29 protein-coding genes, 1 tRNA gene and 1 pseudogene are annotated in these 25,843 nt (G+C 67.4%); 16 read left to right on the top strand and 15 right to left on the bottom strand.

The features are described from left to right. Window positions 1–13: 13 nt before the first annotated feature. Window positions 14–145, top strand: a complete 132-nt coding sequence (locus JWQ81_RS17215) for a hypothetical protein (protein ID WP_297542647.1) — start codon at window positions 14–16, stop codon at window positions 143–145. Window positions 146–218: 73 nt separating this feature from the next. Then, window positions 219–845 (top strand): hypothetical protein, encoded by a 627-nt coding sequence (locus JWQ81_RS17210; RefSeq protein ID WP_297542646.1) that lies wholly within the window; start codon window positions 219–221, stop codon window positions 843–845. A gap of 10 nt (window positions 846–855) precedes the next feature. Here the strand turns inward: JWQ81_RS17210 and JWQ81_RS17205 are convergent, their stop codons facing one another. After that, window positions 856–4,560, bottom strand: a complete 3,705-nt coding sequence (locus JWQ81_RS17205) for a hypothetical protein (RefSeq protein WP_297542645.1) — start codon at window positions 4,558–4,560, stop codon at window positions 856–858. 95 nt (window positions 4,561–4,655) lie between these two features. Here JWQ81_RS17205 and JWQ81_RS17200 point away from each other — a divergent pair, with 95 nt between their 5' ends. Beyond that, window positions 4,656–5,309, top strand: coding sequence for a response regulator transcription factor (locus JWQ81_RS17200; RefSeq protein ID WP_297542643.1), 654 nt, complete (start codon window positions 4,656–4,658; stop codon window positions 5,307–5,309). Between the two features lie 10 nt (window positions 5,310–5,319). Here JWQ81_RS17200 and JWQ81_RS17195 read toward each other — a convergent pair whose 3' ends face one another. Further along, the gene (locus JWQ81_RS17195) at window positions 5,320–6,066 is read right to left on the bottom strand and encodes a TetR/AcrR family transcriptional regulator (RefSeq protein ID WP_297542640.1); all 747 of its coding nucleotides are present in this window, start codon (window positions 6,064–6,066) and stop codon (window positions 5,320–5,322) included. A gap of 52 nt (window positions 6,067–6,118) precedes the next feature. Here JWQ81_RS17195 and JWQ81_RS17190 point away from each other — a divergent pair, with 52 nt between their 5' ends. Both JWQ81_RS17190 and JWQ81_RS17185 read left to right on the top strand, forming a co-directional pair. Next, complete coding sequence (locus tag JWQ81_RS17190; RefSeq protein WP_297542638.1) at window positions 6,119–7,588, top strand: MFS transporter; 1,470 nt, start codon at window positions 6,119–6,121, stop codon at window positions 7,586–7,588. After that, window positions 7,585–8,316, top strand: coding sequence for an SDR family NAD(P)-dependent oxidoreductase (locus JWQ81_RS17185; protein WP_297542636.1), 732 nt, complete (start codon window positions 7,585–7,587; stop codon window positions 8,314–8,316). Before JWQ81_RS17190 ends, JWQ81_RS17185 begins: the two co-directional genes overlap by 4 nt. A gap of 313 nt (window positions 8,317–8,629) precedes the next feature. Here the strand turns inward: JWQ81_RS17185 and JWQ81_RS17180 are convergent, their stop codons facing one another. Genes JWQ81_RS17180 through JWQ81_RS17170 form a run of 3 tightly spaced genes read right to left on the bottom strand, consistent with a single transcriptional unit; the run spans window position 8,630 to window position 10,486 of the window. After that, entirely contained in the window at window positions 8,630–9,235 is a 606-nt protein-coding gene (locus tag JWQ81_RS17180; RefSeq protein WP_297542633.1) for a nitroreductase family protein, read from the bottom strand. Between the two features lie 41 nt (window positions 9,236–9,276). Then, window positions 9,277–9,600 (bottom strand): nuclear transport factor 2 family protein, encoded by a 324-nt coding sequence (locus JWQ81_RS17175; RefSeq protein ID WP_297542631.1) that lies wholly within the window; start codon window positions 9,598–9,600, stop codon window positions 9,277–9,279. 37 nt (window positions 9,601–9,637) lie between these two features. Then, the gene (locus JWQ81_RS17170; RefSeq protein ID WP_297542629.1) at window positions 9,638–10,486 is read right to left on the bottom strand and encodes a M20/M25/M40 family metallo-hydrolase; all 849 of its coding nucleotides are present in this window, start codon (window positions 10,484–10,486) and stop codon (window positions 9,638–9,640) included. Between the two features lie 4 nt (window positions 10,487–10,490). Between JWQ81_RS17170 and JWQ81_RS17165 the strand changes: the two genes are divergently transcribed. The 4 genes from JWQ81_RS17165 (at window position 10,491) to JWQ81_RS17150 (ending at window position 12,350) form a co-directional block, all read left to right on the top strand. Next, window positions 10,491–10,724, top strand: a complete 234-nt coding sequence (locus tag JWQ81_RS17165) for a hypothetical protein (protein ID WP_297542627.1) — start codon at window positions 10,491–10,493, stop codon at window positions 10,722–10,724. A 130-nt stretch (window positions 10,725–10,854) separates the two neighbouring features. Beyond that, window positions 10,855–10,986 carry a hypothetical protein gene (locus JWQ81_RS17160; protein ID WP_297542625.1) on the top strand — a complete coding sequence of 44 codons (132 nt, stop codon included), beginning with the start codon at window positions 10,855–10,857 and terminating at the stop codon, window positions 10,984–10,986. Between the two features lie 273 nt (window positions 10,987–11,259). Beyond that, entirely contained in the window at window positions 11,260–11,835 is a 576-nt protein-coding gene (locus JWQ81_RS17155; RefSeq protein ID WP_297542623.1) for a DUF1062 domain-containing protein, read from the top strand. Window positions 11,836–11,915: 80 nt separating this feature from the next. Beyond that, window positions 11,916–12,350, top strand: coding sequence for a VOC family protein (locus tag JWQ81_RS17150; protein WP_297542622.1), 435 nt, complete (start codon window positions 11,916–11,918; stop codon window positions 12,348–12,350). 86 nt (window positions 12,351–12,436) lie between these two features. Here the strand turns inward: JWQ81_RS17150 and JWQ81_RS17145 are convergent, their stop codons facing one another. Then, on the bottom strand, window positions 12,437–12,559 hold the full coding sequence (locus tag JWQ81_RS17145; protein ID WP_297542620.1) for a hypothetical protein: 123 nt from the start codon (window positions 12,557–12,559) through the stop codon (window positions 12,437–12,439). 61 nt (window positions 12,560–12,620) lie between these two features. On the opposite strand from JWQ81_RS17145, the gene JWQ81_RS17140 reads away from it, so the two are divergent. Then, on the top strand, window positions 12,621–12,839 hold the full coding sequence (locus JWQ81_RS17140) for a hypothetical protein (protein WP_297542618.1): 219 nt from the start codon (window positions 12,621–12,623) through the stop codon (window positions 12,837–12,839). A 667-nt stretch (window positions 12,840–13,506) separates the two neighbouring features. Here the strand turns inward: JWQ81_RS17140 and JWQ81_RS17135 are convergent. From JWQ81_RS17135 to JWQ81_RS17110, 6 genes are all read right to left on the bottom strand, one after another. Then, window positions 13,507–14,130 (bottom strand): TetR/AcrR family transcriptional regulator, encoded by a 624-nt coding sequence (locus JWQ81_RS17135; protein ID WP_297542616.1) that lies wholly within the window; start codon window positions 14,128–14,130, stop codon window positions 13,507–13,509. Window positions 14,131–14,241: 111 nt separating this feature from the next. Then, a complete protein-coding gene (locus JWQ81_RS17130) occupies window positions 14,242–15,291 on the bottom strand; it encodes a glycoside hydrolase family 3 N-terminal domain-containing protein (protein ID WP_297542614.1) in 1,050 nt (349 codons plus the stop codon). Then, window positions 15,288–16,505: a hypothetical protein gene (locus JWQ81_RS17125; protein ID WP_297542611.1), complete on the bottom strand. Its 1,218-nt coding sequence runs from the start codon at window positions 16,503–16,505 to the stop codon at window positions 15,288–15,290. Before JWQ81_RS17125 ends, JWQ81_RS17130 begins: the two co-directional genes overlap by 4 nt. A gap of 38 nt (window positions 16,506–16,543) precedes the next feature. Then, window positions 16,544–17,329 carry an ATP-binding cassette domain-containing protein gene (locus JWQ81_RS17120; protein WP_297542609.1) on the bottom strand — a complete coding sequence of 262 codons (786 nt, stop codon included), beginning with the start codon at window positions 17,327–17,329 and terminating at the stop codon, window positions 16,544–16,546. Beyond that, a complete protein-coding gene (locus JWQ81_RS17115) occupies window positions 17,329–18,300 on the bottom strand; it encodes a substrate-binding domain-containing protein (protein WP_297542607.1) in 972 nt (323 codons plus the stop codon). Before JWQ81_RS17115 ends, JWQ81_RS17120 begins: the two co-directional genes overlap by 1 nt. A gap of 224 nt (window positions 18,301–18,524) precedes the next feature. Then, the gene (locus tag JWQ81_RS17110; RefSeq protein WP_297542605.1) at window positions 18,525–19,547 is read right to left on the bottom strand and encodes a Gfo/Idh/MocA family oxidoreductase; all 1,023 of its coding nucleotides are present in this window, start codon (window positions 19,545–19,547) and stop codon (window positions 18,525–18,527) included. A gap of 172 nt (window positions 19,548–19,719) precedes the next feature. Between JWQ81_RS17110 and JWQ81_RS17105 the strand changes: the two genes are divergently transcribed. Both JWQ81_RS17105 and JWQ81_RS17100 read left to right on the top strand, forming a co-directional pair. Continuing rightward, the gene (locus JWQ81_RS17105; RefSeq protein WP_297542604.1) at window positions 19,720–20,505 is read left to right on the top strand and encodes a DeoR/GlpR family DNA-binding transcription regulator; all 786 of its coding nucleotides are present in this window, start codon (window positions 19,720–19,722) and stop codon (window positions 20,503–20,505) included. A gap of 301 nt (window positions 20,506–20,806) precedes the next feature. After that, complete coding sequence (locus tag JWQ81_RS17100; protein WP_297542602.1) at window positions 20,807–21,346, top strand: TetR/AcrR family transcriptional regulator; 540 nt, start codon at window positions 20,807–20,809, stop codon at window positions 21,344–21,346. An 8-nt stretch (window positions 21,347–21,354) separates the two neighbouring features. Here JWQ81_RS17100 and JWQ81_RS17095 read toward each other — a convergent pair whose 3' ends face one another. Next, on the bottom strand, window positions 21,355–22,569 hold the full coding sequence (locus JWQ81_RS17095; RefSeq protein ID WP_297542600.1) for an FAD-dependent oxidoreductase: 1,215 nt from the start codon (window positions 22,567–22,569) through the stop codon (window positions 21,355–21,357). A 412-nt stretch (window positions 22,570–22,981) separates the two neighbouring features. Here JWQ81_RS17095 and JWQ81_RS44980 point away from each other — a divergent pair, with 412 nt between their 5' ends. Next, complete coding sequence (locus JWQ81_RS44980; RefSeq protein WP_366942305.1) at window positions 22,982–23,128, top strand: AMED_5909 family protein; 147 nt, start codon at window positions 22,982–22,984, stop codon at window positions 23,126–23,128. A 156-nt stretch (window positions 23,129–23,284) separates the two neighbouring features. Beyond that, window positions 23,285–23,358: transfer RNA gene (locus tag JWQ81_RS17090), tRNA-Pro, on the top strand. Between the two features lie 103 nt (window positions 23,359–23,461). Here the strand turns inward: JWQ81_RS17090 and JWQ81_RS17085 are convergent. Further along, on the bottom strand, window positions 23,462–24,301 hold the full coding sequence (locus JWQ81_RS17085; RefSeq protein WP_297542598.1) for a helix-turn-helix transcriptional regulator: 840 nt from the start codon (window positions 24,299–24,301) through the stop codon (window positions 23,462–23,464). 102 nt (window positions 24,302–24,403) lie between these two features. Between JWQ81_RS17085 and JWQ81_RS44975 the strand changes: the two are divergent. Together JWQ81_RS44975 and JWQ81_RS44970 are read left to right on the top strand one after the other, a co-directional pair. Beyond that, window positions 24,404–24,601, top strand: a pseudogene (locus JWQ81_RS44975) (SDR family NAD(P)-dependent oxidoreductase); the annotation flags it as partial. Window positions 24,602–24,674: 73 nt separating this feature from the next. Further along, window positions 24,675–25,112, top strand: coding sequence for an SDR family NAD(P)-dependent oxidoreductase (locus JWQ81_RS44970; protein ID WP_366942304.1), 438 nt, complete (start codon window positions 24,675–24,677; stop codon window positions 25,110–25,112). 43 nt (window positions 25,113–25,155) lie between these two features. Here JWQ81_RS44970 and JWQ81_RS17075 read toward each other — a convergent pair whose 3' ends face one another. Beyond that, window positions 25,156–25,734, bottom strand: coding sequence for a TetR/AcrR family transcriptional regulator (locus JWQ81_RS17075; protein WP_297542596.1), 579 nt, complete (start codon window positions 25,732–25,734; stop codon window positions 25,156–25,158). Window positions 25,735–25,843: the final 109 nt, after the last annotated feature.

Here is a 25,843-nt window from a genome sequence, read left to right as displayed (position 1 = left end):
GCCCCTGCCGGCGATGACGAACAAGCAACTGGTGACTTTCTCCGCCGACTACATCCAGCACAACCTCGCGATCGCTGATGGCCGGGACCCGCTGCGAAAGCTTGTTCAGAGCCTGCCGTCGGTGCCCGGCGTCGCGGACTCGTGAGTGTTCCGGCCGGTTAGAACGCCGGTTAGAACGCGCCGGAACACACACGAGTTGATGTGCTAGCTTTCGCGGAATGCGCGCTAAGTCGACGAACGGTCGCGCGAGGGGCGCCTTCGCGGCATTCGCCTCCCTGCTGGTGCTCTCCCTCGGCACCGGAGCTGTCCCTCTGGCGAGCGCGTCGCCTCGGCAAAACTGTGAGTGTGCGACCCCGTCGATCGATCGGCTGCAGCAATGGCTTGCCAGCGGCGAGGGCACCACCGTGCCGGCGAGCGGCTCGCTGCTCATCCGCCAGGGGCCTCACTACGCGGCCAAGGTGACGTTTCTCAACGCCGAGTGGCACGTGGTCGTCGTCTGGCTCGGCAACCAGTTCGAGGCACAGGCCGATCTCACCAGGTCGACCGGCTTCTGGCTGACCTACAGCGCGACTGATGACCTCTACGTCCAGCTGCGCCCTGCCTCGCACTGGAGCGGCGGCAACAAGTGGCTCACGCTCGTGCCGTCGACAGGCGGCAAGATCGCGCGGAAGTTCTTCAGTTTCTCACCCAGGGCCTGGACGACGTTGCCCGAACTGGGCACGCCGCCGTACTCCTTCGCTTCGGCCTTGAGCGAGGCACGCGGCCTGGTCTTCGTCGGGAAAACTCCGAACACCCTCGACTTCCGCGGACTGCGCGTCGACGGCTACCGGCCACCGTGCCTCTGAACGTCCCTAGTCAGCAGGGCGGCTGGTAAGGCAGGCCCGGGAAGTAGCGGTCCCACTGGGCCGGGGTGATCCGCGGGGTTGCCAGCGCACAGATCTTCCGCGCCACCCGGTCGGTATCGGTCTCCCACAGCCGGATGGTGGTGCTGCTGGTGGCGACGGTGTGCCCGTCGGGGCTGAACGCCACCAGGTCGACCGCGGCGGGCATCCCGGTGAACTCCGTGGTCACCACCGGGTGATGGAGGTCGCTGGTGTCCCACAGCAAAGCCGTGTGGTCCACGCTGCCGGTCACCAGCCGGTCGCCCGTCGGGCTGAACGCCACGCTGGAGACCCGGTCGGCGTGCCCCGCCGGTACCGACATCAGCGCCGGGTGGGCCCGGTCGGTCAGATCCCAGAGGTAGACCTTGCCGTCGGTGCTGCCCGCGGCGAGGTACCGGCCGTCGCGGGTGAGGGAAATCGGACCGTAGGTCCCGGTGCCCTCTCGCAGGGTGGCAGTCAGCCGTGGCGCACGGGGATCGGCGACGTCCCAGAGGGTCACCGCGGCCGTGGCACTGCCGCGGGCGGTGATCAGGGTCCGGCCGTCGGGGGTGTAGCGCAGCCCCCACACCGTGCCGCTTTCGCGCTGGAAGGTCACCGGGTCGGCGAACCGGTTGGGATCGCTGACGTCCCAGAGCTGGGTCGGCCCGTCGTCGTACCCCGCGGCCAGCGTGCGGCCGTCCGGGCTGAACGCCAGCGCGTAGAGCGGCCGGACACCGGTCACGGCGGTGAGTCGCGGATGTGCGGGATCGGTGATGTCCCAGCGTTTCAGCTCGCCGGTGCCGAGCACCGCGGTCAGCGTCGCGACCGCGAGGGTCCGGCCGTCGGCGCTGATCGCACTGGCCGTCGCGTTGCCGGACAGCCCGGTCAGCTTGCTCGCCTGCCGTGGCGGGCTCACCCCGTCGAACGTCCACAGCTGAGGCCCGTTGCCCGTGGTGAACAGCCCGCGCCCGTCCGGGGTGAACTCCGCCTCGGCCCCGCCGATCGCGGGCAGCGCCCACTCCGCCACGTCGTGCATCCGCACGGTCCCGGCACCCGCGGTGAGGATGGTCCGCCCATCGGGGGTGAAGCCCACCCAATTGACCGCGTTGGTGTGCCCGGTGAGCTGGTAGAGCTCGTGTGGCTCGCTGGGGACACCGATGTCCCAGACCCGCGCCCGCTGGTCGTCCCCGGCGGAGACGAGGGTGCGCCCGTCCGGGCTGAACGCGACGGTCCAGATGATCGAGGTCGCCCGCAGCGTGCCGAGGGGCCGGGGAGCACGCGGCTCGGTGACGTCCAGCAGACGGACGGTGCCGTCCCAGCCGCCGACCGCGAGGGTGTGGCTGTCCGGGCTGAAGACCGGGCTGGTGACCAGATCGGTACTGCCGACGACCGACGAAAGCCACTTCGGCGCGTGGCGGTCGGTTAAGTCCCAGAGCACGACCGTCGGGCCGTTCGTGCCGGTGGCGAGCAGTCGCCCGTCGGGGCTGAACGCCGTGCTGCCCAGCTCACCGGGCCCGCCGACCTGGGCGAGCGGTGCCGGGTGATCGGGGTCGGAGATGTCGGTGAGCCGGGCGGTGCCGTCGGAGGAGCCGACCACCAGCAGGTTCCCGTCCGGGCTGATCTGCGCGGTGTACACCTTGAGGGTCTCGTGCGGCGCTATCCGGCCACGTGCCACCGGATGGCGTGGGTCGCGGACATCCCACAGCCGGGAGCCGTGTTCCGGTGTCCCGGTGACCAGCAGGTGCCCGTCCGGGCTGAGCGCCAGCGGGTTCTGCACGTGCTCGGCCGCGGGAATAGTCGCGAGGTGCTCAGGGTGCCGGGGATCGGCCAAGGAGAACAGCTGCACGATCCCGCCCTCGGCGGCGGTGACCAGCAACCGCCCGTCGCGGCTGAGGGTGACCCCGCCGTCGAGGCTCGCCGCGCCGGGGGAGAGGTCGAGGCGGGTGGCGAACGGCGTCGTCATCGCCGCCAGCAGGCCGTCACGGACCTCCTGCACCGGGGCGAGCCGGTAGGCGGCCAGGCTCAACTGGACCGACAACGCGGGATCTGCCGCCCGCAGGCTCGCGGCGTCCCCGACGACTTTCCTGGCGAGCGCCACGTTCCGCTCGCTTGTCGCCGTCCGCTGCGAGTTGATCGCGTAGCCAGTGGTGACGCCCGCGAGCACGAGCAGGACGCCGAGCAGCGCGACCAGTCGGCGCAGGCGCCGCGTCCGTCTTCGGACCGCGCTGGTTTCGGTGGCTTCGGCCCGCAGGCTTGCGTCGAGGAACTCCTGCTCGCGGGTCGTCATCGACTCCCGTGCCCGCGCCGCCCAGTCCGCGGCCCGGCCCAGCTGCAGCCCGCGGTAGAGGCTGCCGCCGTCACGGTCGAGCGCGTCCCAGAGGTCGGTTGCTTCGGTGAGCTGCCGGTGGATCCGCCTGCCTTCGCGGTCGTCGGCGAGCCAGTCCCGCAACCGCGGCCAGCTCCGGATGAGTGCCTCGTGGGCGATTTCGACGCCTTCGTGGTCCAGTACCAGCAGCCGGGCGCCGGCTAGTGCCTGCAGGACCGCCTCGATCTCCGGATCGTCGTCCAGCTCCCGTCGGTTCAGCCGCCGTTTTGTGTCTTCGGTGCCGTCGCCCAGCGCGGTCAGCCGCAGGAAGATCTGGCGGACCAACGTCTGCCGCAACGGCGCTAACGCCGTGTACGCCGCTTCGGCGGTGTGCGCGATCGCGTTCTGGATACCGCCGACAGCCTCATAGGCGGACTTGCTCAGCGTGATGCCTTGGCGCCGCCGCCAGGTTTCCAACAGCGCGTGCGACACCAGCGGGAGGACGCCGGCCTGGCCGGTGGCGTCGGCCACCAGCGTGGTGACCAGCGCCGCCTCCACCCGGCAGCCGAGCCGGACCGCCGGCTCCACGATCGCCGTCCGCAGTTCGTCCGCGGTCATCGGGCCGACCATCACCTGGGCGTCCCGCAGTGCCTCGACGAGGCCGGGATAGCGGCCGCAGTGACCGTAGAAGTCCGCGCGGACCCCGATCACCACCTGGGTGCCGTGCTCGTCCTTGGCGAGCGCGAGCAGGGCGTCCACGAACCGGACCCGCTCGTCCTCGTCGCGGCAGAGGGTGAAGACCTCTTCGAACTGGTCGATGACGAGCAGTTGACCGTGTGCGGCCAGTCCGCTCGCGCACCGGTCGAGCGGATGCTCACCGGGGGTGAAGAGCATGGTCCGGTGCTGATCGTTGCGGGCGGCCAAGCCGGCCCGCAGCAGCGACGACTTCCCGGAGCCGGAGGCGCCGAACACCCCGACGAACCGGCGGTCGACGAGCTTGCCCGCCACCTCCGCCACCAGCTTCTCGCGGCCGAAGAACCGCCCGGCGTCACTGGTCTGGAAGGGCGCCAGTCCGAGATAGGGGGCTTCGGAAGTCGTCGGATCGGGTTGCCCGTCACCGTCCGCGGCCGCCAGCGCGGCCGCGGCCTCCCGCCACCGCGTGTCCCAGGCGGCGAGGTCACCGCCGCATGCCGCGACGTAGGCGGACGTCAGTGCCAGACCGGGCAGCTTCCGCCCGCTCGCCGCGTCGGACAACGCCGCGGCCGAGTAGCCGGCCCGGGTGCTCAGTTCGCGGTAGGTCGGCGTGCCCGCCTCGGCCCGCAGGCCGCGGAGATCCGCGGCGAACAGCACGACGACGTCATCGCCCGGAGCGAGCGGGCGCTCACGTCTTGGCACGTGCTCTCCTCGTGGAAGTCCCAGCGTTACCGAATGGTCATTGTCCAGTTCGGCGGCGCCGACATTGGTCAACTTATCCGCGCTACAAAATCTTGGTGCTGACCCGAATCCTGCCGAAGGACCTGACCGTGGTCGCCGCCGGTGTCCCGGTGGTGGCGTCGACAGCCGATCGCGTGGCCGTGCTCGCCCGGCCTGCCGGTGCGGACGGCATCGTCGAGGCCACCGTGCGCCACCGCCCGGACGTGCTGGTGCTCGACGTCGGCGGCGCCGACGGCACCGCGATCATCCGCCGCGTCGTGCGGGAGGCACCGGGAACCGCGGTGCTGGCCGTGACGCCGCCGGGCGACGAGGCACTGGTGATCGCCCTGATGCGGGCGGGTGCCCGTGGGGTGGTGCACCACGACGCGGGCGCGGACGAGCTCAGTCGAGCCATCCGAGGAGTGGCGACCGGCGCCGCGGTCTTCGGGCAGAGCGCGGCCGACCGGCTCTACGCGCTCGTCACGACCCCAGTGCCGGTCCAAGACCTCCCGCGGCTGACCGCTCGCGAGCACGAGGTGCTGGACCTGCTCGCCGCGGGGCTGGGCCACCTCGCCATCGCGCGGCGGCTCGCGCTCGCACCCAAGACCGTCCGTAACCTCATGTCGAACCTCCAGGCCAAGTTCGGCACCGACGACCGGGAGCTTGTGCTCTCGAGGGCACGTGCGGCCGGGCTCGGCACCGCGCCGAAATCAGCCGATGGGTGCCGTTAGCGGGGCGCGGTCAGTCCGCGGCCGGGAGGTTTGCGGCCCGGTGGTGTGGTGCGAGGTTGTCGATGATGAGGCTCAGGGTGAAGTCGAATCGGTCATGCCCGGTACCGGAGGTCAGTTCGGCTGCGTAACGTCGGGTGTTGGGGAAGCGGTCGGCGGGTAAGGCGCTGAACCGGTCGACGAGTTCTTCTCGGCTGAGAACCCAGTCGTCGTCGGGATGTTGCTGGCGCTGTTGCACAAGTGAGTGCTCCAGGGTGTAGCCGCTGACGTAGAGGGTGAGTGCGTCGAGTGCCCAGGCGGCAGTCTGAACTTCGATGCCTCCGGCGAGCAGGATCGCCAGGATTCCTTCGCCGACCCGCAGTGTTTCGAGGTGGGTGGGAACCATGGCCATGGCGGCGCGGGAGACGCCGGGGTACTTCAGGTACTGGTCGCGAATCTGGCCGTACACGTCGAGGACCTGCCGGCGCCACGCGGCCGGGTCGGGTTCGGGGAGCTCGATCTCGGCGCAGAGCCGGCCGATGAGCAGATCATCGAGATCGTCCTTGTTGACGATGTGCGCGTACAGCGAAGACGGCCCGGTGTCGAGCACGGCGGCGACCCGGCGGATCGTCAGCGCGTCGTAACCCTCAGTGGCGATGACCTGCAGCGCGGCGTCGATGATCCGGTCGGCCGTGATGGGTGTCTTGCGCCGCGTCGGCGGCGCGGTCGGCTCGGGCTGGGCGTGGCGGGCCGCGCGGAGCTGGCGGGGGTCAGCAGGCATGGCCACCACTATAGCTTGACACGAACGTAGTTCGCCTATTAGAACTTAGATCATGAATTCTGAACAATGTTCGTTGAAGCCGGCCCGTGCGGCCCCGCTTCCCCTCGGTCAGGCATGGCTGGTCCTGGTGGCCGTGGTCATCGCCGACCTGATGGACCTCATCGACAGCAGCGTCGCCAACCTCGCCGGCCCCTCGATCCGCGCCGACCTCGGCGGCGGGCCGATGACCCTGCAGTGGGTGCTGTCCACCTACACCGCGGCCTTCGCCCTCGGCCTGATCACCTCCGGCAGGCTCGGCGACCTGCTCGGCCGCCGCCGGCTGTTTCTACTCGGCATGGCGGGCTTCACCGTCGCGTCACTGGCTTGCGGCTTGGCGCCCAGCGCCGGCTTCCTGATCGCCGCTCGCCTGTTCCAGGGCCTGTTCGGGTCCGTGATGATCCCGCAGGGCATGGCACTGGTGAAGATCGTTTTCCCGCCCGAGCACCTGCGCAAGGCACTGACGCCGTTCGGCCCGATCATGGGGCTCGCCATGGTGGCCGGGCCGATCCTGGCCGGTTGGCTGCTGCACCTGGACCTGTTCGGCAGCCAGTGGCGCTCGATCTTCCTGATCAACGTCCCGTTCGGTGTCCTCGCCGGTGTACTCGGCTGGTTCGTTCTGCCCCGGCACAGTGGCGAGGACCGCAGCGCACGCCTCGACCTCCGAGGCGTGGCCCTGCTCACCGCAGGCTCGGCGCTGCTGATCGTGCCGCTCATCCAGGGACGCGACCTGGGCTGGCCCGCGTGGACCTACCTGATGATCGTCGCCGGGTTGGTGTCCTTCGGGCTGTTCGTCGTGTCCGAACGCCGCAGCAGCCACCCGGTCATCACCCCGTCGCTGTTCGGCAAGCGCAGCTTCGTCGTCGGCCTGCTGATCGTCGGAGGGTTCTACGCCTCGCTCAGCGCGTTCGTCCTGGTCGTCAACCTGCTGCTCCAGTCAGGTATGGGCTGGACACCGCTGCACACCGGCTTCGCGCTGATCCCCTGGGCAGCAGGCACCGCGGCCGCCACCCTGCTCTCGGGTGCCGTGCTCGCCGAGAAGCTCGGACGCACCAACCTGCACCTGGGACTGGCCATCGCCGTCATCGGCCTGCTCGCCCTCTGGTGGTCCACCGCACACTGGGGTGACGCCATCACCGTCTGGAAGCTGACCCCGGCCCTGTTCGTCACCGGAGTCGGTTCCGGCCTGCTGTTCATCCCGTTGTTCGACTTCATCCTCGGCGACGCCACCACCGAAGAGGTCGGCACCGGAGCGGGCGTGCTCAACGCCGCCCAGCAGTTCGCCGGCGCGATCGGTGTCGCCGCGCTCGGCACCGTGTTCTTCGCCCGCGTCGGAGCGCCCGCCGACCCGTCCTACTTCGCCGCCGCCGAGCTGGTGTTCGGCATCTGCGCCGGCCTCTACCTGCTGGCCCTGTTGCTGGTCGGGCTCCTGCCCAAGCACTCCCAGCAAGCCCCTCACCAAGCACCGAAAAGTGTATTGCCGTGACGACGAAGACTGCCCTGATCACCGGAACCAGCCGCGCAGGCGGCATCGGTTTCGCGGTCGCTCACCAACTGGCCGAGCAGGGCTACCACGTGATTCTCACGGCCCGCGACGTCTCCCGAGCCGAACCCCTAGCCGCTCAACTCCGCCACGACGGCTACCCAGCGACCGCCCTGCGCCTCGACCTCACCGACGCATCCAGCCTGACCGAGGCCACCGAGCACCTCACCCGGTCCTTCGGCCACCTCGACGTGCTGATCAACAATGCCAGCGACGTCGTCGACTTCACCGCCCTCTCCGCGCTCGAAGCCGACATCGACGCCGTCCGCTCGGCACTGGACATCGACGTGCTCGGGCCCTGGCAGCTGGTCCAGACGATGCTGCCCGTGCTCACCGCGGCACCCGCCGCCCGCATCGTCAACGTCTCCAGCGTTTCCGCGCTGCAGATCGCCGCCGGCCTAGACCTGCGCGCGAGTCTGCGCGCCCCCGCGCACTCGTTCGCCAAGCACGTCCTCAACGTCCTCACCGAAGTGCTCGCCCGAGCACTGAAGGACACGCCGATTCTCGTCAACTCCGTCGACCCAGGCGACACCGCTACTCACCCCGAGCGCGGCGACGAAGCCGACGCGCGCCCGGCCTCCGAGAGCGCCCGCGGCATCGTGTGGGCCGCGACGCTGCCCCACGACGGCCCCACGGGCGGGTTCTTCCGCGACGGCGTGCCCTTGACCTGAACCCGGACGCACGGCTGGGGCCCGCCTTGACGAGAGCCGTTTTGATCGGGCTTTCCGCGGTCGCGATCCGTGAAGGAACAGGATCGTGCGGGGGGTGCGTCCCCGACCGGTTCGACGAGCGGGAGCGCAAACCGGCAAGGTCGACCTCGATCGTCATCGGCTTCCCGTCGGGTCGTCGGTCGTAGCTTCGCGGTAAGCCGCCAGACGTACGAGCGCCTGGTCCTGCCACCCTCAGGACCGCGAGGACCCTGGCTCCCGATAGGCATTTCCAACAGCCCGCCACCGCCGGCGAACATCCGACAGAATCAGGGCCTTACCAGTGTCCTTCGTGGACAACCTCGTGATATGGACGCCGGGGTATCCGTCGTGCGCTCACATCGCCGTACTGCCCGGCGTCCGGGGCCGCATGTCCGAGCAGGACGATGCCGATGGGGATGAACTCCTTCGGGATCGCCAGCAGCTCGTGCAGTAGATCGCCGTCGCCACCGACGAAGGCCGCGGCAATTCCTTCGTCGACGGCCGCCAGCAGCATCAGGTTCATCGCGGCGCCCGCGTCGGTGTACCAGTATGGAACGACCCACAGCGCGTCGTCGTCGATCTTGCCGCGGACTTTTCCCTTGTCCGGCTCCCGGTAGCGTGAGCGATACACCTCCGGACTGACGCAGACCACAATGTGCGCCGGTGCCTGGGCGATGAAGTTGTGGTGGCCGGATATGTCGAGCGTCTCCTGTGCCGGTGCCGCGATCCTTTGTCGCGTCTCGTGGTCGACCACTACGACGAACTCGATACCCTGGCTGAAACCTGCGCTCGGCCCGCGGCGCCCGGTGTCCAGAACCCGCTGCACCACGTCGGCGGCGACGGGCTCGTCGGTAAAGGACCGGACCATCTTCCGCCGGCGTACCACGTCCCTGAAATCCATGTGCAAAGTCGCTCCGCTCGGTGCCGGGTCGTGGTCGGCAGTCACTCGCGGATCGTCATCCGCTTGACCAGAGAGCCGTCGACTTCGAAGGTGAAGTGGCTCGGGCCGTTGAAGCCGTCGCCCCCGACAATGGCGGTCACCGTCCACGCGCCACCCTGCTCGGTGACGTCGGTGACCTCGAGCGATACCCGGACCCCGATGAACTCCTTGTCGCTCCACCCCTGGATCGCCGACCGGCCGCGGAACTCCCGGCCCCAGTCGTCGACGACGCCGTCGGCGGCGAAGGAGTCGAGAAAAGCACCCGACTCGTTCTTGTTCGCGGCCTTGAGCAGGGTGTCAACGGGAGTGGGCAATGAAGGGGTCATCGCTGTTCCTTTCCTTCTCTGCCCCTGACGATAGGCGTCAGGCCTGCTCAGCGCTGACGACCTCCTCGACGACAGGCCGGGCGGCTGGCCTCCGCAGGGCCAATTCGGTGTAGAGAGCCGCGCCGTCGGCCAGGACGCCGTCGTCGAAGACGGCCGCGGGGGAATGGTTGTTGGCGGCCGATTCGGGATCCGCACCAGGTGCGCAGGCACCGAGCAGGACGAACGCTCCTGTGCCGACGGTGATCACCACCGGGTCGAAGACGTCGAACTGCCGGGTCACCGTCACCTGTAGGGCGCTGACCATCGCGCAGGCGGCGAGAATCGGGTCTTTCGCCCGGTGTGGCTCGGAACCGTGGCCACCGGGTCCGTGCACGGTCACGGAGAGCACATCGCCGGCCGCGAGCATCGGCCCGCGCCGGGTGGTGAAGACGCCGTGCGCGGTGCCGGCGGACACCGCGTGCATCGCGTAGGCCGCTACCGGGCGCTGCCCAGAGGCGTCCAGGACCCCTTCGGCCAGCATGTATCCGGCGCCGTTGTCGCTCTCCTCGCCAGGTTGGAACATCAGGACAACAGCACCGTCGAACCGGTGGGTGTTGGCCGCGAGCAGCCGCGCGGCGCCGACGAGCATCGTGGTGTGCAGATCGTGGCCGCAGGCGTGCATCTGCGGCCCGGCTGCGGCGTAGTCCACCCCGCGCAGCAGGACGGTCGGTCCTGGGCGGTGCCCGCGCAGCACGGCCGTCACCGAGGACAGCGCGTCGCCGGTGGTGATCTCCAGTGGAAGGCCGTCCAGTTCGGCGAGCACTTTCTCTTGCGTCCGCGGCAGGTACAGGCCGACTTCGGGCTCGCGGTGCAAGCGGTGCCGGAACTGGGCCAGGTCATCGCTCATAGCCTTGGCGTCCGCAATCAAGGAGGTCGGCCTGATCGGCGGGGTCCTCGGCACCAGCGCCGGAATCGTCGCGGTGGTGGTGATCTCCGCCGTCGACAAGTGGACGCCGGTGCTCAACCTGTCGCTGGTGGCAGGTGCTCCCGTGGCGGGCGCGGTGGTCGGCCTCCTCGCCGGCCTGTACCCGGCGCTGCGGGCGGCCCGGATGCAACCGGTCGAGGCGCTGCGCTCGAGCCCGTGACCGCGTGTCCGAGCAGGCCCCTTGCTGATGGAGCTGATCTTCCGGCTCGACGATCTGCCGGCTGAGCAGGAGCGCGGCCCGGGTCGATAATCGGTGGAGTCGTCCGGCGTCGCGCTGCTAGCGTCGCCGGATGACATTCCCCAGCTCCCCATGGCATCTGCCGGAGCTGGGTGCAGGCCTCCCGCCGCGCTGTGTGATCCGCGCGACCGAGACGCCTGCGTTCTGGACACCGACCAAGGACAGGCCGTTGTACACCGACTGAGACATCCACCGCGCCGAGTAGGCACGCCATGAGTTCCGAGGCCAGTACAGGGAGCTGAATCAGCTTCCGCCGGTGGCCCCATCGGACCATGTCCGCAGCGTGCGCTCGGGGTAGGGCCCCTGCTCTCTCGAGCACTGATATCCCGCAGAGACCAAGCGAGTGATGCGCGCCGTCGTGACACACGGCCCGTCACTCGCATCTCCGTCATGCGCGGATTCCTTCCGCGGAGCGCCGTCTCCGCACGGAAATGTCGCAGCAGATTGGCATCCTTCGGTGACCAACAACGAAATAGCACGACGACTCGCGACGCAGTGGCTGGTATACCCAACGGGCCTGCCGCTCATCCGTCGCCGCTGCCTGAGCTGTACGTCGGCGCAGTATCGGGCACACGGAAAGTTCCGCGTCAACGCGAACCGCAAGCTCCTCGACGTCTGGCTTCTGGCACTGTGCGTCGGATGTGGGGAGACCATCAAGTTGACTGTCCTGGAACGAGTCCACGTCCGTGCCATAGATCCGTCGACCCTGAACCGATTCCACGACAATGACGTCGAACTCGCGGCGAAGCTGCTGGGGGATCCGGGATTGCTACGTCGAAACAGCGTCACACTCGATTGGGACGGGGCGTGGGCTCTCCAGAAGCCGACGGTCGACGTCTCGGAAGCCGAGGTGATCGATACATCGGTCCGCTTCGCCCAGCGAATCCCGATCAGACTGACCACATTGCTGTCTGTCGGGTTGGACGTTTCGCGCGCTGAAGTGCAAAGGCTCGTCGCCGACGGCGCCCTCTCGTCGACGCACCGCCTCACCGGGAAGTCGTCCGGCGACTTCAGTTTCTCCCTCCGCCGATAGGCGGGGGATCAGCACTGCCTCTGAGTGAGGCGTTGATATCCGGAGTCTCGATGGACGGCACGCGCCACTATGGTGGACCGATGGCATCGGTCAAGCAGTTCCAAGTCACCTTCGATTGTGCGGATCCCGAGCGCGTCGCGCGTTTCTGGTGCGAGGTGTTGGGGTACGTCGTACCGCCGCCGCCGGAGGGGTTCGCCACTTGGGACGATTTCGATCGCTCGCTGCCGCCTGAGCATCAGGGTTCGGCGTTCGCGTGCATTGATCCCTCAGGCGTGGGCCCGCGGCTGTACTTCCAGCGCGTTCCCGAAGGCAAGGTCGTCAAGAATCGGCAGCATCTTGACGTGCGGGTCGGCACCGGGCTCGTGGGTGAAGTGCGCCTCGCCACTCTCGAGGCCGAGTGCGCCCGACTGGTCGCGCTCGGCGCGGTACGCGAGCGAGTACTGCTTGCCGATGGCGAAAACGAGTCGTGCATCGGGATGCAGGACATCGAGGGCAACGAGTTCTGTCTGGACTGAGGGGCCGGTCTGCTCCCTTGTCGCTCAGGAATCGGGCTGCCTGAAAATGGACGAAGTGCCTGTCGCGCGGCTAGCCGGTTCGGCGCTCATTTTCCGATCCTGGGTGTGAGGAGGTCGTCGAAGCCGATGCGCTTGAAGAAATCGGCCCGGATGCGGTCGCCGAGATCGAATACTTCTTCCGCTCCGTCGTGCAAGGGGTCGATGTGCACGCGGAAGGGCCGTTCGCCCTTGAGCAGGCCGACAACGCGTACGATCTGACGGGCGACTTCGATGATCCGCTTGATCGCGGCGTTTGACCATCGGCTCGTCGGTCACGTCCATCGCGAGTGCGTGCAGGTTGACCCAGTGCGCCTGTGCATATTCATCGAGTTCGACGACCGCGGCGGCGTCTGTTCCGGTGGCGTCGCGCATACCGGCGTAGACGGTGTGGCCGGCGTCCGCGAGGGTCACGCGCGGTCAGCGCGCCGAACCCGCTCGATGCCCTGGTGATGACGATGTTCTTGGTCACGAATCCTCCTTGAGGACAATGGCGGCTTGCTATGGCGTTGAACTGTGCTGACTTCCGATTCGCCTGCCCGCCGCGGCTTATTTGGTCCGTTTCGGCGCTGTCTGTACCTGTGCGGTTCCCCCGAGAACCGGACATCAGGGTTCCACACTACGAGGGCGATATCTCGACGATAGCTCATGCGGGCTTCGTGGGGTGCCGGTATTCGAATGTCGAATGTGGACGGTCGTGGTTGGAGTAGTCGAGGTAGGCGAACGCAGCGGAAGGTGGTCGAGGTGTACTGGGCACCTGGATCAGCGTGAAAGGCAGCATTGTTGCTGCTCAGGTCACATTTCACCGCGAGGCCGACAGCTTCGCACGCCAACTCCGCATGCAGGTGGCAGCCGTTGGTGGTCTGGATTTGCGAGTCTGATCCGCAGGCGATTTCGTAGTCGCTGGACTCTGGGATGGAATTCTGGTACGCGATATGCATGAGATGCATATCGGTTCTGTGGTCTTTACATAGCGCGTGATGATTCGCAGCTGGGAGGATAGCGTTGAATGCGATAATCGCCCGACCGCGCGGTAACACCCAAACCGAACGTCAACGGCACCGGCGAAGGAGTCGAATTGGCCCCGGTTTCGTTCGGGTGAGCTGGCCGCGAATGTTCGTCAGAGTTGACCGCACCCGGGTGATTGGGGGTGTGGGTGTTGGTGAGATTTGACCGGACGGCCGGTGGCAACCGCGAGCAGATCGGCCGCGCTGACCGACAGTGCCTCGGCGAAGTCGGCCAAGTCGGCGTGTTCCTCGGCCATCCACCGTTCGGTGGCCAGCCGCAGCACAGCCAAACCGATGTCGGTGGCCAGCCGCGCGGTATCCCGATCGCAGCCACGGTGCAGTAAGGCGTTGGCGATCGCCTCGGAGATCGAGACGAGCTTGATCAGTTCGCGTTCGTGCAGCGGAGGGTTGGCTGCGATGACCGCCGCTCGCCGCAGCAGGAACTCGCGTGGGCGGAACACCCGCGGCGCGGTGGCGAATGCGGCCAGCAGCGTCGGCAGCGCACCGGTGCTCACGGGCACGGTGTCGATGGCCGCGACGAACTGCGCCTCGAGTTCCTGACTGCCGCCGAACAGCACTTCCCGCTTGTCGGCGAACCACCGGTAGAACGACCGCTCGGTGAGATTCGCGCGCTGAGCGATCTGCGCGACCGTGGTGCGGTCGTAGCCCTGCTCCTCGAACAGGGCCAGTGCAGCTTGTTCGAGCCGACCAGGGGCGTTGCCCTCCCACCGTGCCATGCCACGAGTATAGCGACAGCAGATGCTGTCATCACTCCGGAGGAGATCCGATGCGAAACGGTCGAGCGGCGAAACAGGTGTTCGGCAGCTGTTCCGCGGCTACTCGACCGCTCAGGAGCCGACCTGGGTCCGGGACGCGGCCGCACGGCTCGCCGCGGTCGCCACCGCGGTGGCTGCCGCGAGCAACCGCGAGGGCGCGACGATGCCTGCGTTCACAGCCTCGACGATGGCGTTGGCGATCGCGTCGAGGTCACCCTCGGCCGAAGTCTGTCCGGTGATCAGGAGCAGGTCGGCGCCGGCAGCCAGTGCCTCGACTGCGGCTGTCGGGATGGACACCCCGCGTGCGTTGGAGGCTGAGTTGAGGTCGTCGGTGACGATCAGCCCGGTGAAGCCGAGTTCGTTGCGCAGCAGCGCGATGGTGGTTGCCGAGCGCGAACTGGGGAGCGAGGCGTCAACCGCCTCGATGATCGTCGGGCCTATCATGACGGCGGGGACTCCCGCGTCGATGACGGCCCGGAACGGCAGCAGGTCGCGCTCGAGGCCGTCGACGTTGGCGGATACGGTCCCGACTTCGACGGCCGGATCATGGCCGCAGCCCCGGTGCCCCGGGAAATGCTTGGCAGTGACGACGACGCCGGCGCCGTGCATGCCGGTGACGAACGCCGACCCGATTCGGGCGACTTCCTTCTCGTCGTCCCCGAAGTGGCGGCCGTCAAGCCAGCCGTTCGGGCCCGTCATCACGTCGAGCACGGGCGCGAAGTTCATGTTCACCCCCAAGGTGATCATCTCCTCGCCGAGTCGGCGGGTGAGCCTGACGATGTCGGCGGAGTCCAGGCGGTGAACCTCGTCCAACGAGGGAACCGGCGAGACCATGTCGTGCAGCCTGTTGATGCCGGTCACTTCCTGGTCCATGGCCACCAGCAGGTCGGTGCCGACGAGGTCGGCCAGCTCGCCGATCAGGTTCTTGACCGTGTCGGCGGTCTCGCTGGATCTGCGCTCGTCGCTCATGCCGCGAGCGACGTACTCGGCGCGGGTTTCGCCCAGCAGCGCGGCTTTGCCGCCGTCCTGGAGGAACTTCCGCACACCGCCGGTCAAGGTCAGACCGGGTAGTTCGGGAATGAGAATCCCGTAGGCGAGCCTCTTGAGTTCTGCGTTGCTCACGATGCCTCCTGGTTCGTTCGTGTTGGTGGCCGGTGGTGTGCTGTTGCGAGCAGTTTCGGGTTAGCCGCGGCGCGCTTGCGGCTGATCGAGTCGAAGACCACGGCGGCGGCGAGGACCAGGCCGGTGATCATGTATTTCACCGAGGAGGTCAGCGAGAGCAGGTCCATGCCGTTGGAGATGGACCCGAGCAGCACCGCGCCGGACAGTGCCGACCACACGTTTCCTCGCGCGCCGAACAGGCTGGTGCCGGCGATCACCGGTCCCGCGATGGCCATCAGCAACAGGTCGCTGCCGCCGGAACCCTGGTTGACCGCCAGCAGCCTCGATGCGGCGAGCACACCGCCGGCGCCAGCCATGGCGCCGGAGATCGAGAACACCGCGATCCGGACGCGGTTGGTGTTGATCCCGGCGCGACGTGCCGCTTCGGTGTTGCTTCCGACCGCGATCACCCGACGCCCGAAGGTGGAGCGGCGGACGACGAGGTCACCGATCGCGACGAGCGCGACCAGCACGAGCACGGCCACCGGCACACCACGGTCGGCGTTGAGTACCGCGACGATTACCGCGATGACGACCGCGACGAGGACGAGACGGACGCCCATGGCGTGGGTGGTTTCGATCGTGAGGCCGACCGCGCCACGGGAGCGACGGCGGGCCGCCGCTGTCAGGCCGTAGGTGGTCACGACGACGACAGCCAGTAGCCATCCGGCCCAGCTGGGGAGAAAGGAGGAGCTCAGCGTCAGGTAGGTCGTGTCGGTGAGGTTGATCGTCCCGGAGTCTCCCAGCAGGTACAGGAGCGCGCCCTGCCAAGTGAGCAGCCCAGCCAGCGTGACGACGAAGGCGGGGAGCGCGAAGCGAGTGATGATCAGTCCTTGCACGGTTCCGACGACCGCACCGCCGAGGACCGCCGCGAGGATCGCGACCGGCGCCGAGAAACCATGGTTGACGTTCAGCACGGCCATGATGGCCGCGGCGAATCCGCTGAGCGCTCCCGCCGACAGGTCGATCTCGCCGAGCAGGAGCACGAAGACCACTCCCACCGAGATGGCGCCGACGCTGACGATTTGCAGCGCCAGGTTGGTCAGGTTCCCCGGTGTCAGGAATCGGTTGTTGGCGACGGCGAAGACGATCCAGACCAGCGCGAGACTGATCAGTACCGGGATTTGGTCTTGTGACCGGGCGAAAGTGCGAAGCGTCCACAATGCCCTGCTCACGCGTGTTTGCCTGAGGTCGTGTGGTGCGGTTGCGGTAGTCATCTCTGGGTTCCTCCCCACGGCGGGGGTTGGTCGGAGGGGGTCGCGCCGGTGATGGACGCGACGACTGCCTCCCGACTGCAGCCGGACACGGTGAATTCGGCGGCATTGGCGCCGAGCCGCAGGACGCAGATCCGGTCGGCGACTGCGAAGATGTCGTCGAGGTTGTGACTGATCAGCACGCAGCCCAGGCCCCGGGCGCGCAGCGCGCGGATGAGCTCGAGCACGTCGCGGGTCTGGGAGACTCCCAGCGCGGCCGTTGGCTCGTCCAGCAGAACGACCTTCGGGCCGGCCAGCAGCGCGCGGGCGATCGCGACGACTTGGCGTTGGCCACCGGACAGGTCCCGAACGAGTGCCCGGGGAGGCGGTGGGTTCGTGGACAGGCTGCCGACCAACTCGATGGCCTTGAGCTCCATTTCCCTTTCGCTCAGCAGCCGGGCGGCGTTGTGTCGCTCCCGACCCAGGTACAGGTTCGCGACGACGTCGAGGTGGTCGCACAGTGCCAGGTCTTGATAGATCGTGGCGATGCCCAACTCGACGCTGGCTGCCGGGTTGCCGAGTGAGACCGGCTTGCGTTCGAAGAAGATTTGCCCGGTGTCCGGGCGATGTGCGCCCGCCAGCGTTTTGACCAGGGTGGACTTGCCGGCGCCGTTGTCACCGACGAGGGCCACCACCTCGCCTGCCGAGACCGTCAGGTCGACGCCCTTGAGAGCCTCGACCGCGCCGAAGGTCTTCGTGAGCTGTGTGGCGACGAGCAGAGTTTTGCGTTCCTCGACTGCCTCCATCAGCGGATTCCCAGGTTCGCGCAGGCCGTCGCGTAGCTCTGGGTGCAGACCTGCGCGACGGTCCAGTACTGGTCCCTGAACACGGTGTCTTCGAGGTTCTTTTGGGTCACCGCAATGGGTTCGAGGAGCAGTGACGGGATGTTGTTCTTGCCGTTGGAGGTGGTGCGCGAGTAGGCGCCGGCGTCCGGTTTGGCGCCCTGCGCCAGAGTGACCGCGAGTGCGGCGGCTGCCTGTGCCTCCTGGGCAGTGGCTTTGTAGATCGTCATGTACTGCTCGCCGCTGATGACGCGCTGAACACCCGCGAGCGTGGCGTCTTGACCGGTGAGCGGGCGCGTCGCCGGATTGATGCCGGCCGACTTCATCGCCGCTACGGCTCCGCCGGCCAGGTCGTCGTTGGCGGCATAGACACCGGCGAAGCCGGTCGGACCCAGGGCGGTGATCGCCTGATCCATTTCCTGCTGGGCATTCGACGGCGACCAGTCGGGCGTGTCGGAGGCCTTGGCGATCTGCAGCTTGCCGGTCTCGATTGCTTGCAGGGCACCCTGTTTGAATTGGCGCGCGGTGGCGGTTTTGGGGTCACCGTTGAGCATGATGATCGGGGCGTTCGTCTTGCCTTGGGCGGCAAGGTCGTCGACGAGGGCTTGACCTTGGAGCTGGCCGACCTTCACGTTGTCGAAGGAGATGTAGTAGTTGACCGGCGCGTTGTCGATCAGCCGGTCGTAAGCCACGACCGGCACGTTGGCCGCCGCGGCGCGGGCGGCGATGACTGCCGCCGAGGCGGAGTCGGCCGGGTCGATCACGAGCACCTTCGCGCCGTTGGTCAGTGCGGCTTCGGCTTGCTGCTGTTGTTTCGCGGGGTCTCCATCGGCATTGCTGTAGATGACCGCGCAGCTTGCACACAGCGCCTTGACCTTGTCGACGAACGCCGGGCGGTCTTTCGAGTCGTAGCGCAGTGTTTGCGACTCCGGCATGAGAAACGCAATCTTCGTGGCCGATCCGGCGTCCGACGTAAGCGATCCGCAGGCGCTCAGCGCCCCTATCATGGCTGAGGAAATCGCGAGTGCCGCGATTCGGCGAGCAACGTGACCGTGCATGTTATTTCCCTTCTGTGACCGACTTTCCCCCGTGCTGCCGAGCGGTGCCTCCTCCTCGGTTCGGCCCAGAACTCGAACCGTCCCCGTTCTTCCGATTGGGCTTACTGCGCTGGAAGTTCGACGAACTGTCGGGTCTGGGCCGAAGTGACGACCGCTTCCGCGATCTGGAGCGCCTTGAGCCCATCGAGCCCGGTTGCGGCCGGCTCACCCTTGCCCTGGACGGCGAGGTTGAACGCCGCTACGGCCGGCTCGTACAGATCGTGGTGGTCGATATGGAGCTCGGTGGACTCGTCGCCGCGGCGCAGCACCACATTCCCGCCCGGTGACTGACGCATGACATCGGTGCCGATCACTGAGCCGGTCGAGCCGTAGACCTCGAGGGCGGTCTGCGAGTGGCCGATCGTGAAGGCGTCCTGGAAGGTGGCGATCACTCCGTTGTCGAAGTGCATGGCGCCGAACAACAGGTCGAAGTGCGGTGCCTCGCAGAGTCCCTGGTTCGCGCCGAACGCCGCGACCGCTTCCACGTCGGCTCCGAGCAGTGCGCGCAGCGTGTCGGCGGTGTGCACGGTCAGATCCATGGCGACGCCCGCGGCTGGTCCGGACGTGCGCCATCCGGTGGCATGGGGCGGGAGCTGGACGGTGAAGGCGCACCGCGCGCCTCGAACCTCGCCGATCGCGCCGTCGAGGACAGCGTTGCGCATCGCCCGATGGGTTGCGGCGCCGCGGACCTGTTGGTTGACACCAAGGAGGACACCGTTGCTCTGGCAGGCGTCGAGGGCGTTGATCGCATCGCCGGCGGTCAGGGCGAGCGGCTTGTCGCAGAAGACGTGCTTGCCCGCGGCCGCCGCGGCGAGTATTTGACCGAGGTGGTGCTCACTGGCACTGCCGATGTAGACGACGTCGATGTCAGGGTCGTCGAAGACCTCGTCGATCGAGTCGTAGACACGGTCTACGCCGTGGCGGGACGCGATCGCCTTCGCCTGAGCCGGCGCGGAGGAGGTGCCGAGCGCGACGACGGTGCTGGAGTCGTCGGCCGCGATCGCCGGGATCACGTACTCGTCGGCGATCCGACTGGCTCCCACGATGCCCCAACGGATCTTGCGGCTCGCTCCTTCAGCGTTCATCTGACGGTCCTCCTCGCTTGGTTATACGTATCACCGGGAGAAGATATAACACGCCTGTTCCAATCGCAAGACCCTCGTGTTCGTTTTGGGAAGCCTATGAGCTGGCATTTTGTGGAAATTATCCACGGAACGCCGTTCGACTACTGATCAAGTGATCAGATATGAGTTCCGAGTGATCAGAGCCGTGTACGGTGGCGGAGTGGAGACGATGCACCGGCAGTCCAAGATCCTGGAACTGCTGACGATGTCCGAGCGGGTCGGTGTCGCCGAGTTCGCGCGCGAGCTGGGCGTATCGGAGGTCACGGTCCGGCGTGACCTGACCGAGTTGGAGACCTTGGGTGCACTCAAGCGCGTCCACGGAGGCGCGATGAGCGCGGCGAAGCGGGGCGAAGAGGTGCCGTTCAACGTCCGCAAGGTCGAAAGCGCGGCGGAGAAGTCGGCCATGGCTCGGTTAGCCGGCTCGATGGTGCGAGACGGCGAGCTCATCGCGATCGACGGCGGGACGACCGGGGCGGCCATCGCTGCGGAGGTCGCACATCGTCGGATCACCGCGATGCCGCTGTCCGTCCAGGGCATCGAGGCGCTTAGTGGATCGCTGAGTGTGTCGTTGCTGCTGCCTGGTGGCGCAGTACGCCGCGGCGAAGGATCGATCATCGGCCCCCTCGCCGAGCAGGCGCTCGCGGCGTTGAGGTTCGACACCTACTTCCTGACGTGTTGCGGCCTCAATCCGAAGACCGGCTTGACCGCGCATGACCTGCAGGACGCAGCGGTCAAACGGGCCGCCCTCGCGTCGTCGGCGCGCATCATTGTCGTGGCTGACGGAACCAAGTTCGCCAGGACCGCGATGGCCCTGATCTGCATGCCCGAGGCAGTCGATTTACTGATCACCGATATCAGCGCCCCGCCCGACGCGGTATCCACGCTTCGCTCAGCGGGCGTGCGTGTCGAGTTCGCCTGAGGCTTCACAGGGACCTCGCTCGTCGCGGCTGTCAAGTGGACTGGGGCGGGCTGTCTGGTAGGCCCGTTGTTCTTGCGGACTCGGTGTAGGGGTGCTGAGCGATCGGACGTGACGTCTCGACCACCATCTTCGCGGCTTGCTCCCGGTACTCGGGAGAGAACCTTCTACGTTTCGATGACACCTGCATCCTCACTTTCGGAAGTGGATCTTAGGTGATCCACTGTCCGGAAGCTTCAGAGCGGCTCAACTGAGTCATGTGAGACGATGGTGTCTCAGAGTGTTCATTGGAGCGTGATGCAGGGTGCGGACCGATTCAGCTGTGGTGCTCGACGGTGTGGTGGCGGTGCTGGCCAAAGACCGCTCGGCATCGATCAAAGCGATCGCGGCCCAGGTAGGGGTCAGTCGCGCGACGTTGACACGTCTGTTCCCCACTCGGCAGGACCTGCTTCTGGCGGTGTCCGAGAAGATCCTGGCGGACTGCGGGGAGGTGCTGGACCTCGTCGAGCGCCCAGGTACGTCGGTTGATGAGGGGATCACCACGCTGGTGGTGGGTTCGGTGCCGTTCGCGCAGATGTGGAACGTCGTGTATGTGGACGTCGACGCCGTGGCTGCCCCGGGGGTGTCCGACCGGGCCAGCGCGGTGTTCCAGCAGGTTGTGTCGTTCATGGGCCGGGGGCAGCGCGAGGGATACCTGCGTCAGGACATGCCCGCGACGTGGCTGGCGGCGAGTTTCTGCGGGCTGGCCGAGACGGCGTGGGAGCTGGTTCTGGAAGGGCGGATGGGGGCCCGGCAGTCCCCGGACTTCATCGCGACGATGTTGCTGCGCGGAGGCAGCGCCTGACTGGGTGATCATGAGTGCATGCGCCGCAACGTGTCTATCGCGCTGGCGACGACATCCTGATCGGACAGGTGGGCGAACTCGTGAGCTCGCTTGCCGGCGTTGAACCCCAGCAGGACAGGCTTGCCGAAGGCCTTGTGCCCGTTGACCCACATCGACCACCTGCCCGGCGTTTCGTGGTCGTACCATTCGATGACGTCGGCGTCAGGGTTCCAGAAGACGTTCGGGAACTCGAGCCAGAGTTTGTCGAGCAGGCCCGCGCCGAGTGCCTTGATCGCGTTCTGCTTGTCCGCGGGCAGTGGCGGGTCGAACGTGATGGTGTTGGCTTTGAGCACCCCGATCGGGACGGTGATCACGGCGTGGTCGGCCGTGACGGTTTCGCCGGACTTCAGGGTGAGCGTGACCCCGTTCGGCGAGTAGGCGACGGCTGTGACTTCGGCGTTGGTGCGCACGTTCATGGTGCCTCGAATGTGCGTCAGCAGCTGGTCGTAGCCGTCGGGCAGCAGCAGGTCGCCACCTCGCAGCGGAGCGCCTTCGTCGTCGGCACTCACCGCGATCTGATCGATGTCGGCGCCGTACTCCTGCGAGTACTGGGCGTTGCACGCGTACTCCAGATCCGGCGGTAATGGTGACGGGAACACCGCGGACATCGCGGTGTTGTCCGGCTCGGCGACGTCCTCGAGTTCGTCCTGGTACCTCGCGAGTTCTCGGTAGGCGGCGTTGTCCACACCGATCGTTTTGTTGTAGTCGAACGGGTAGCGGCGGCCGTGGGTCTCGTCGAGCACTCGGGTCATCGAGTTCCGCTGGGACCCGTGTATCCAGGAGGCGCCCATCTCGGCGGGGACATCGGCGATCCGCGCGGTCCACGTCCTGCCGCCAGTGCGTGCCCGGCCCTCCAGCAGAGTCACTTGGTGCCCTTTGTCGGCGAGCGCGCGGGCGGCCCCGGTACCGGCGAACCCGGAACCGACCACCAGGACGGACTGACCAGGGGAGCCTTTGACAATCTCGAGAGCGGCCCGCCTGCCACTCTCGAGAGCACCATGTGTCATGGCCGGGGCGTCCGACGACGTGGCCTCTCCGGCAAAGTGCAGCCGGCCGGCCACCGGAGCGGCCAGCATCTTGCGCACGTCCGTGCCGTACTCGCTCGGTGCCAGATAGGAGTACGAGCACAACGCGAACGGATCGGTGGACCACGACGTGCGCAGGAAGTTCACCGGATCAGGCACCGGGCCCTTCGGATTTCCGCCCTGCGGCGCTCGTCCGTCGCCGCCCGCCGGTGAACTCGGCGACGAACTGCACCCGGCCGTCACGAGCGATCCCAGAGCCAGCGATCCCAGCCCCAGCGCTCTCAGCATTCCGCGACGACTCAATCCGCTATCCATCTGAATCACAACCATTCGGGGGGATTGCCTATGTCTCAACAGAGACAGTAACGTCTCAGTTGGGCGTCCACAATCTCAGGGTGTGCCGGATGAGTTCGGGTGATCAGTACCTGCCGGCCGCAGCGCAGATTCGCGCTGGTGGGGTCAGCTGGACTCGTTGATCGCGATTGGTCGGGTCGACCAGACCGAACGCGAAGCCAAGATCGCTCTCTCCGTCAGGTCTCGGCTCGTTGCCACGGCGGCTGGATGACTATTTCTGCTGATCCGTCTGCGGTGCAACGACAACTCGGCGGAGATCGCGGAAATCGACCGGGGGCATCACCGCGAAGCCTTGTACTGGGTCGGCTACGAGCAGCGCAGTACGGCGAACGTCGCGCGCAAGATCGCGAAGGAGCCAACATAGGAGCTCCAGATCCCTTCCGGCGAAACCGCGGGCCATGATCGTCTTCCGCTGGCACGCGCTGGCATCACCGCAGGTCAGCCCCAGTCGGTAACCTGGTTTCAACCCGCTGGAAGGCGCACGATAAGCTTCTGCACATCGCCTCCACGGGGGCGGGTCCGGGATGTGGCGCAGCTTGGTAGCGCACTTGACTGGGGGTCAAGGGGTCGCAGGTTCGAATCCTGTCATCCCGACCGGAACGAGGCGAGCCCTTGAGCTGAGAAACACCAGCTCAAGGGCTCTTTTCGTATGCGCGCCACATGACAATGGCTCGGCGAGCGCCCGCCGACGAGGCGATCAGCCGACGAGTGTTTGGGTGCCGAGTGTGGTGAGTAGCGCGAGGCGTTCGGCGTCCTCGGTGCCGGGTTCGGCTGTGTAGATCATGATGCGCAGGTCGCTTCCCGCTACGGTAAGCACGTCGCAGTCCAGTTCCACGGGGCCGACGTGCGGGTGGTCGATGGTCTTGCGCGCGGCGACGTGGTGGCCGACGGCGCCGGAATCCCACAGTTCGGTGAACCGCTCGCTGCCCGCGCGCAGTTCCGTGACCAGCCGTCGCAGCCCCTGATCGGCCGGATAGCGGGCGGCAGCTGCGCGCAGGTCGGCGACCTGGGCGACCTGGAGCTGTCGACGTGCTTCGGGGGAGAGCCGCGCGCGACTACCCGGGCCGACGAAGGCTCGCCAAACACCGTTGCGTTCGATGCCTCGCCAGCCGCTCGGATCTCCCATCAGGGCCGCGTACGGCGGGTTGGCCAAGAGCAGCGACCAGGTCGCGTCGTAGACCGCGACCGGTGTGCCGATGAGCCTGTCGAGCATCCGCTGGACGCTCGGCGTGATGTGCGCCGGCACCGTTTCCGGGCCGGGTTCCGCCAGCCCAGCCAGCCGAAACAGGTGTGCGCGTTCAGTTCCCGATAGACGCAGGGCCCGCGCGAGGGCTTCGACGACTTGTCCTGACGGGTTCGACGCGCGGCCCTGTTCGAGGCGGGTGACGTAGTCGACAGACATTCCGGCCAACATCGCCAGCTCCTCACGCCGCAGCCCGGCAGCGCGTCGCTGTCCGCCGATCGGCAGCCCAGTCGCCTCAGGGGAGGCCCGGTCGCGCCAGCGGCGTACCGCCTTGCCGAACTCCGACGTCGCCATGAGTGTCAGTGTGCACCGCCGGCGCCGGATCTTCCTGGTACCGGCAGTCCCAGGAAGACCAGTCGACTGGTTGACCGCGGCGCCTGGGCGCAACCTGGGGACATGACGACAACACTGATCACCGGAGCAAACAAGGGGCTCGGCTACGAGACCGCCCGCCGACTCATCGCCGCAGGTCACACCGTGTACGTGGGCAGCAGGGACGCCGACCGCGGCCGCCGGGCAGCCGATGAGCTGGGCGCGCGGATGATCCACATCGACGTCACCGATGACGCTTCCGTCGCCGCGGCGGCTAAAGCCATCGAGGCCGACGGCGGCTTGGACGTGCTGATCAACAACGCCGGCGTCGAAGGCCGGACACCGGAGGGGGGGAGTGGTCGGCGCCGCGGACGTGACAGCCGACATGATGAAGGAACTGTTCGACACCAACGTCTTCGGCGTGGTCCGCGTCCTTCACGCTTTCTTGCCACTGCTGCAGGGTTCCGGGGCCCCGGTCGTGGTCAACCTGAGCAGTGGCCTCGGCTCGCTGTCCCGGCTCACGGACCACGGCACGCCGACTTACGGCTACCCGGGCGTGGTCTACCCGGCGTCGAAGACCACGGTCAACGTGCTGACCGTGCAGTATGCGAAGGCGTTCCCGGAAATGCGGATCAATGCGGTGGAACCCGGCTACACGAAGACGGATCTGAACGGCAACACGGGCACCCAGACCGTCGAGGAAGGCGCCGAGATCATCGTTCGGATGGCGCAGGTCGCCCCCGACGGCCCGACCGGCGGATACTTCGACCTCAACGGCGCCGTGCCCTGGTAGTCAGGTGCGACAGGAGGTGACGGCGCCATCTCGGCGGCCCGCGTCAGTCGGGCGGGGTGATCCCCACCGCGGCGAAAAGGGTGCGCACGCACAGGTCGCGAAGGTCTTCGCGGGTGACGGCCGGATTGTCCAGCCAGTCGAGGGTGATCGCGGTGACGAAGGTGAACCAGCCCCGAACGGCGAGTTTCGTCGTTGCGTCGACGGTCGCCAGGTCGGCTAGCCCGGCGAGGATGCGTTCGCGGTTGGCAGCCTGCCCGGCGTCGCGGATCTCCCGGATCTCGGCGTCGCCGGCCGCGGCCGCGCGGTGGATCACGCGGTAGCCGTCCGGGTGATGCTGCGCGTAGTCGAGGTAGACGTCGAGGCCGATGGTGAGCTGGTCCACGTGCGAGACCGACTTGTCGGGCGCGCTCAGGCGCAGCAGCCTGTCCCGTTCGGCGCGGACGATCTCGGCGAAGAAGTCCCGTTTCGTCGGGAAGTAGTGGTAGAGCAGGCCGCGGGAGACCTCGGCGATCTCGGCGACCTCTTCGATCCACACCTCGTCGTACGGGCGGTTCGCGAAAAGCCCGGCGCCGATGGTCAGCAGCTGTTCGCGCCGCTGCTCGGTGCTCAGCCTCGTCCGCATTCCCGGAAGTCTACTTGACATCGGTTCAGTAGCGCGCCACGCTGTTATTGGAATCGAGTTCAATAAGAGCGTGCTTACCTCGTTTCGGTCGCACGGGGTTTGATCGCAC

The organism is Amycolatopsis sp. (assembly GCF_025464955.1).
GTDB lineage: Bacteria > Actinomycetota > Actinomycetes > Mycobacteriales > Pseudonocardiaceae > Amycolatopsis.
The sequence above is the reverse complement of the archived record's forward strand: the minus strand, read 5'-3'. Positions and strand labels throughout refer to the sequence as shown.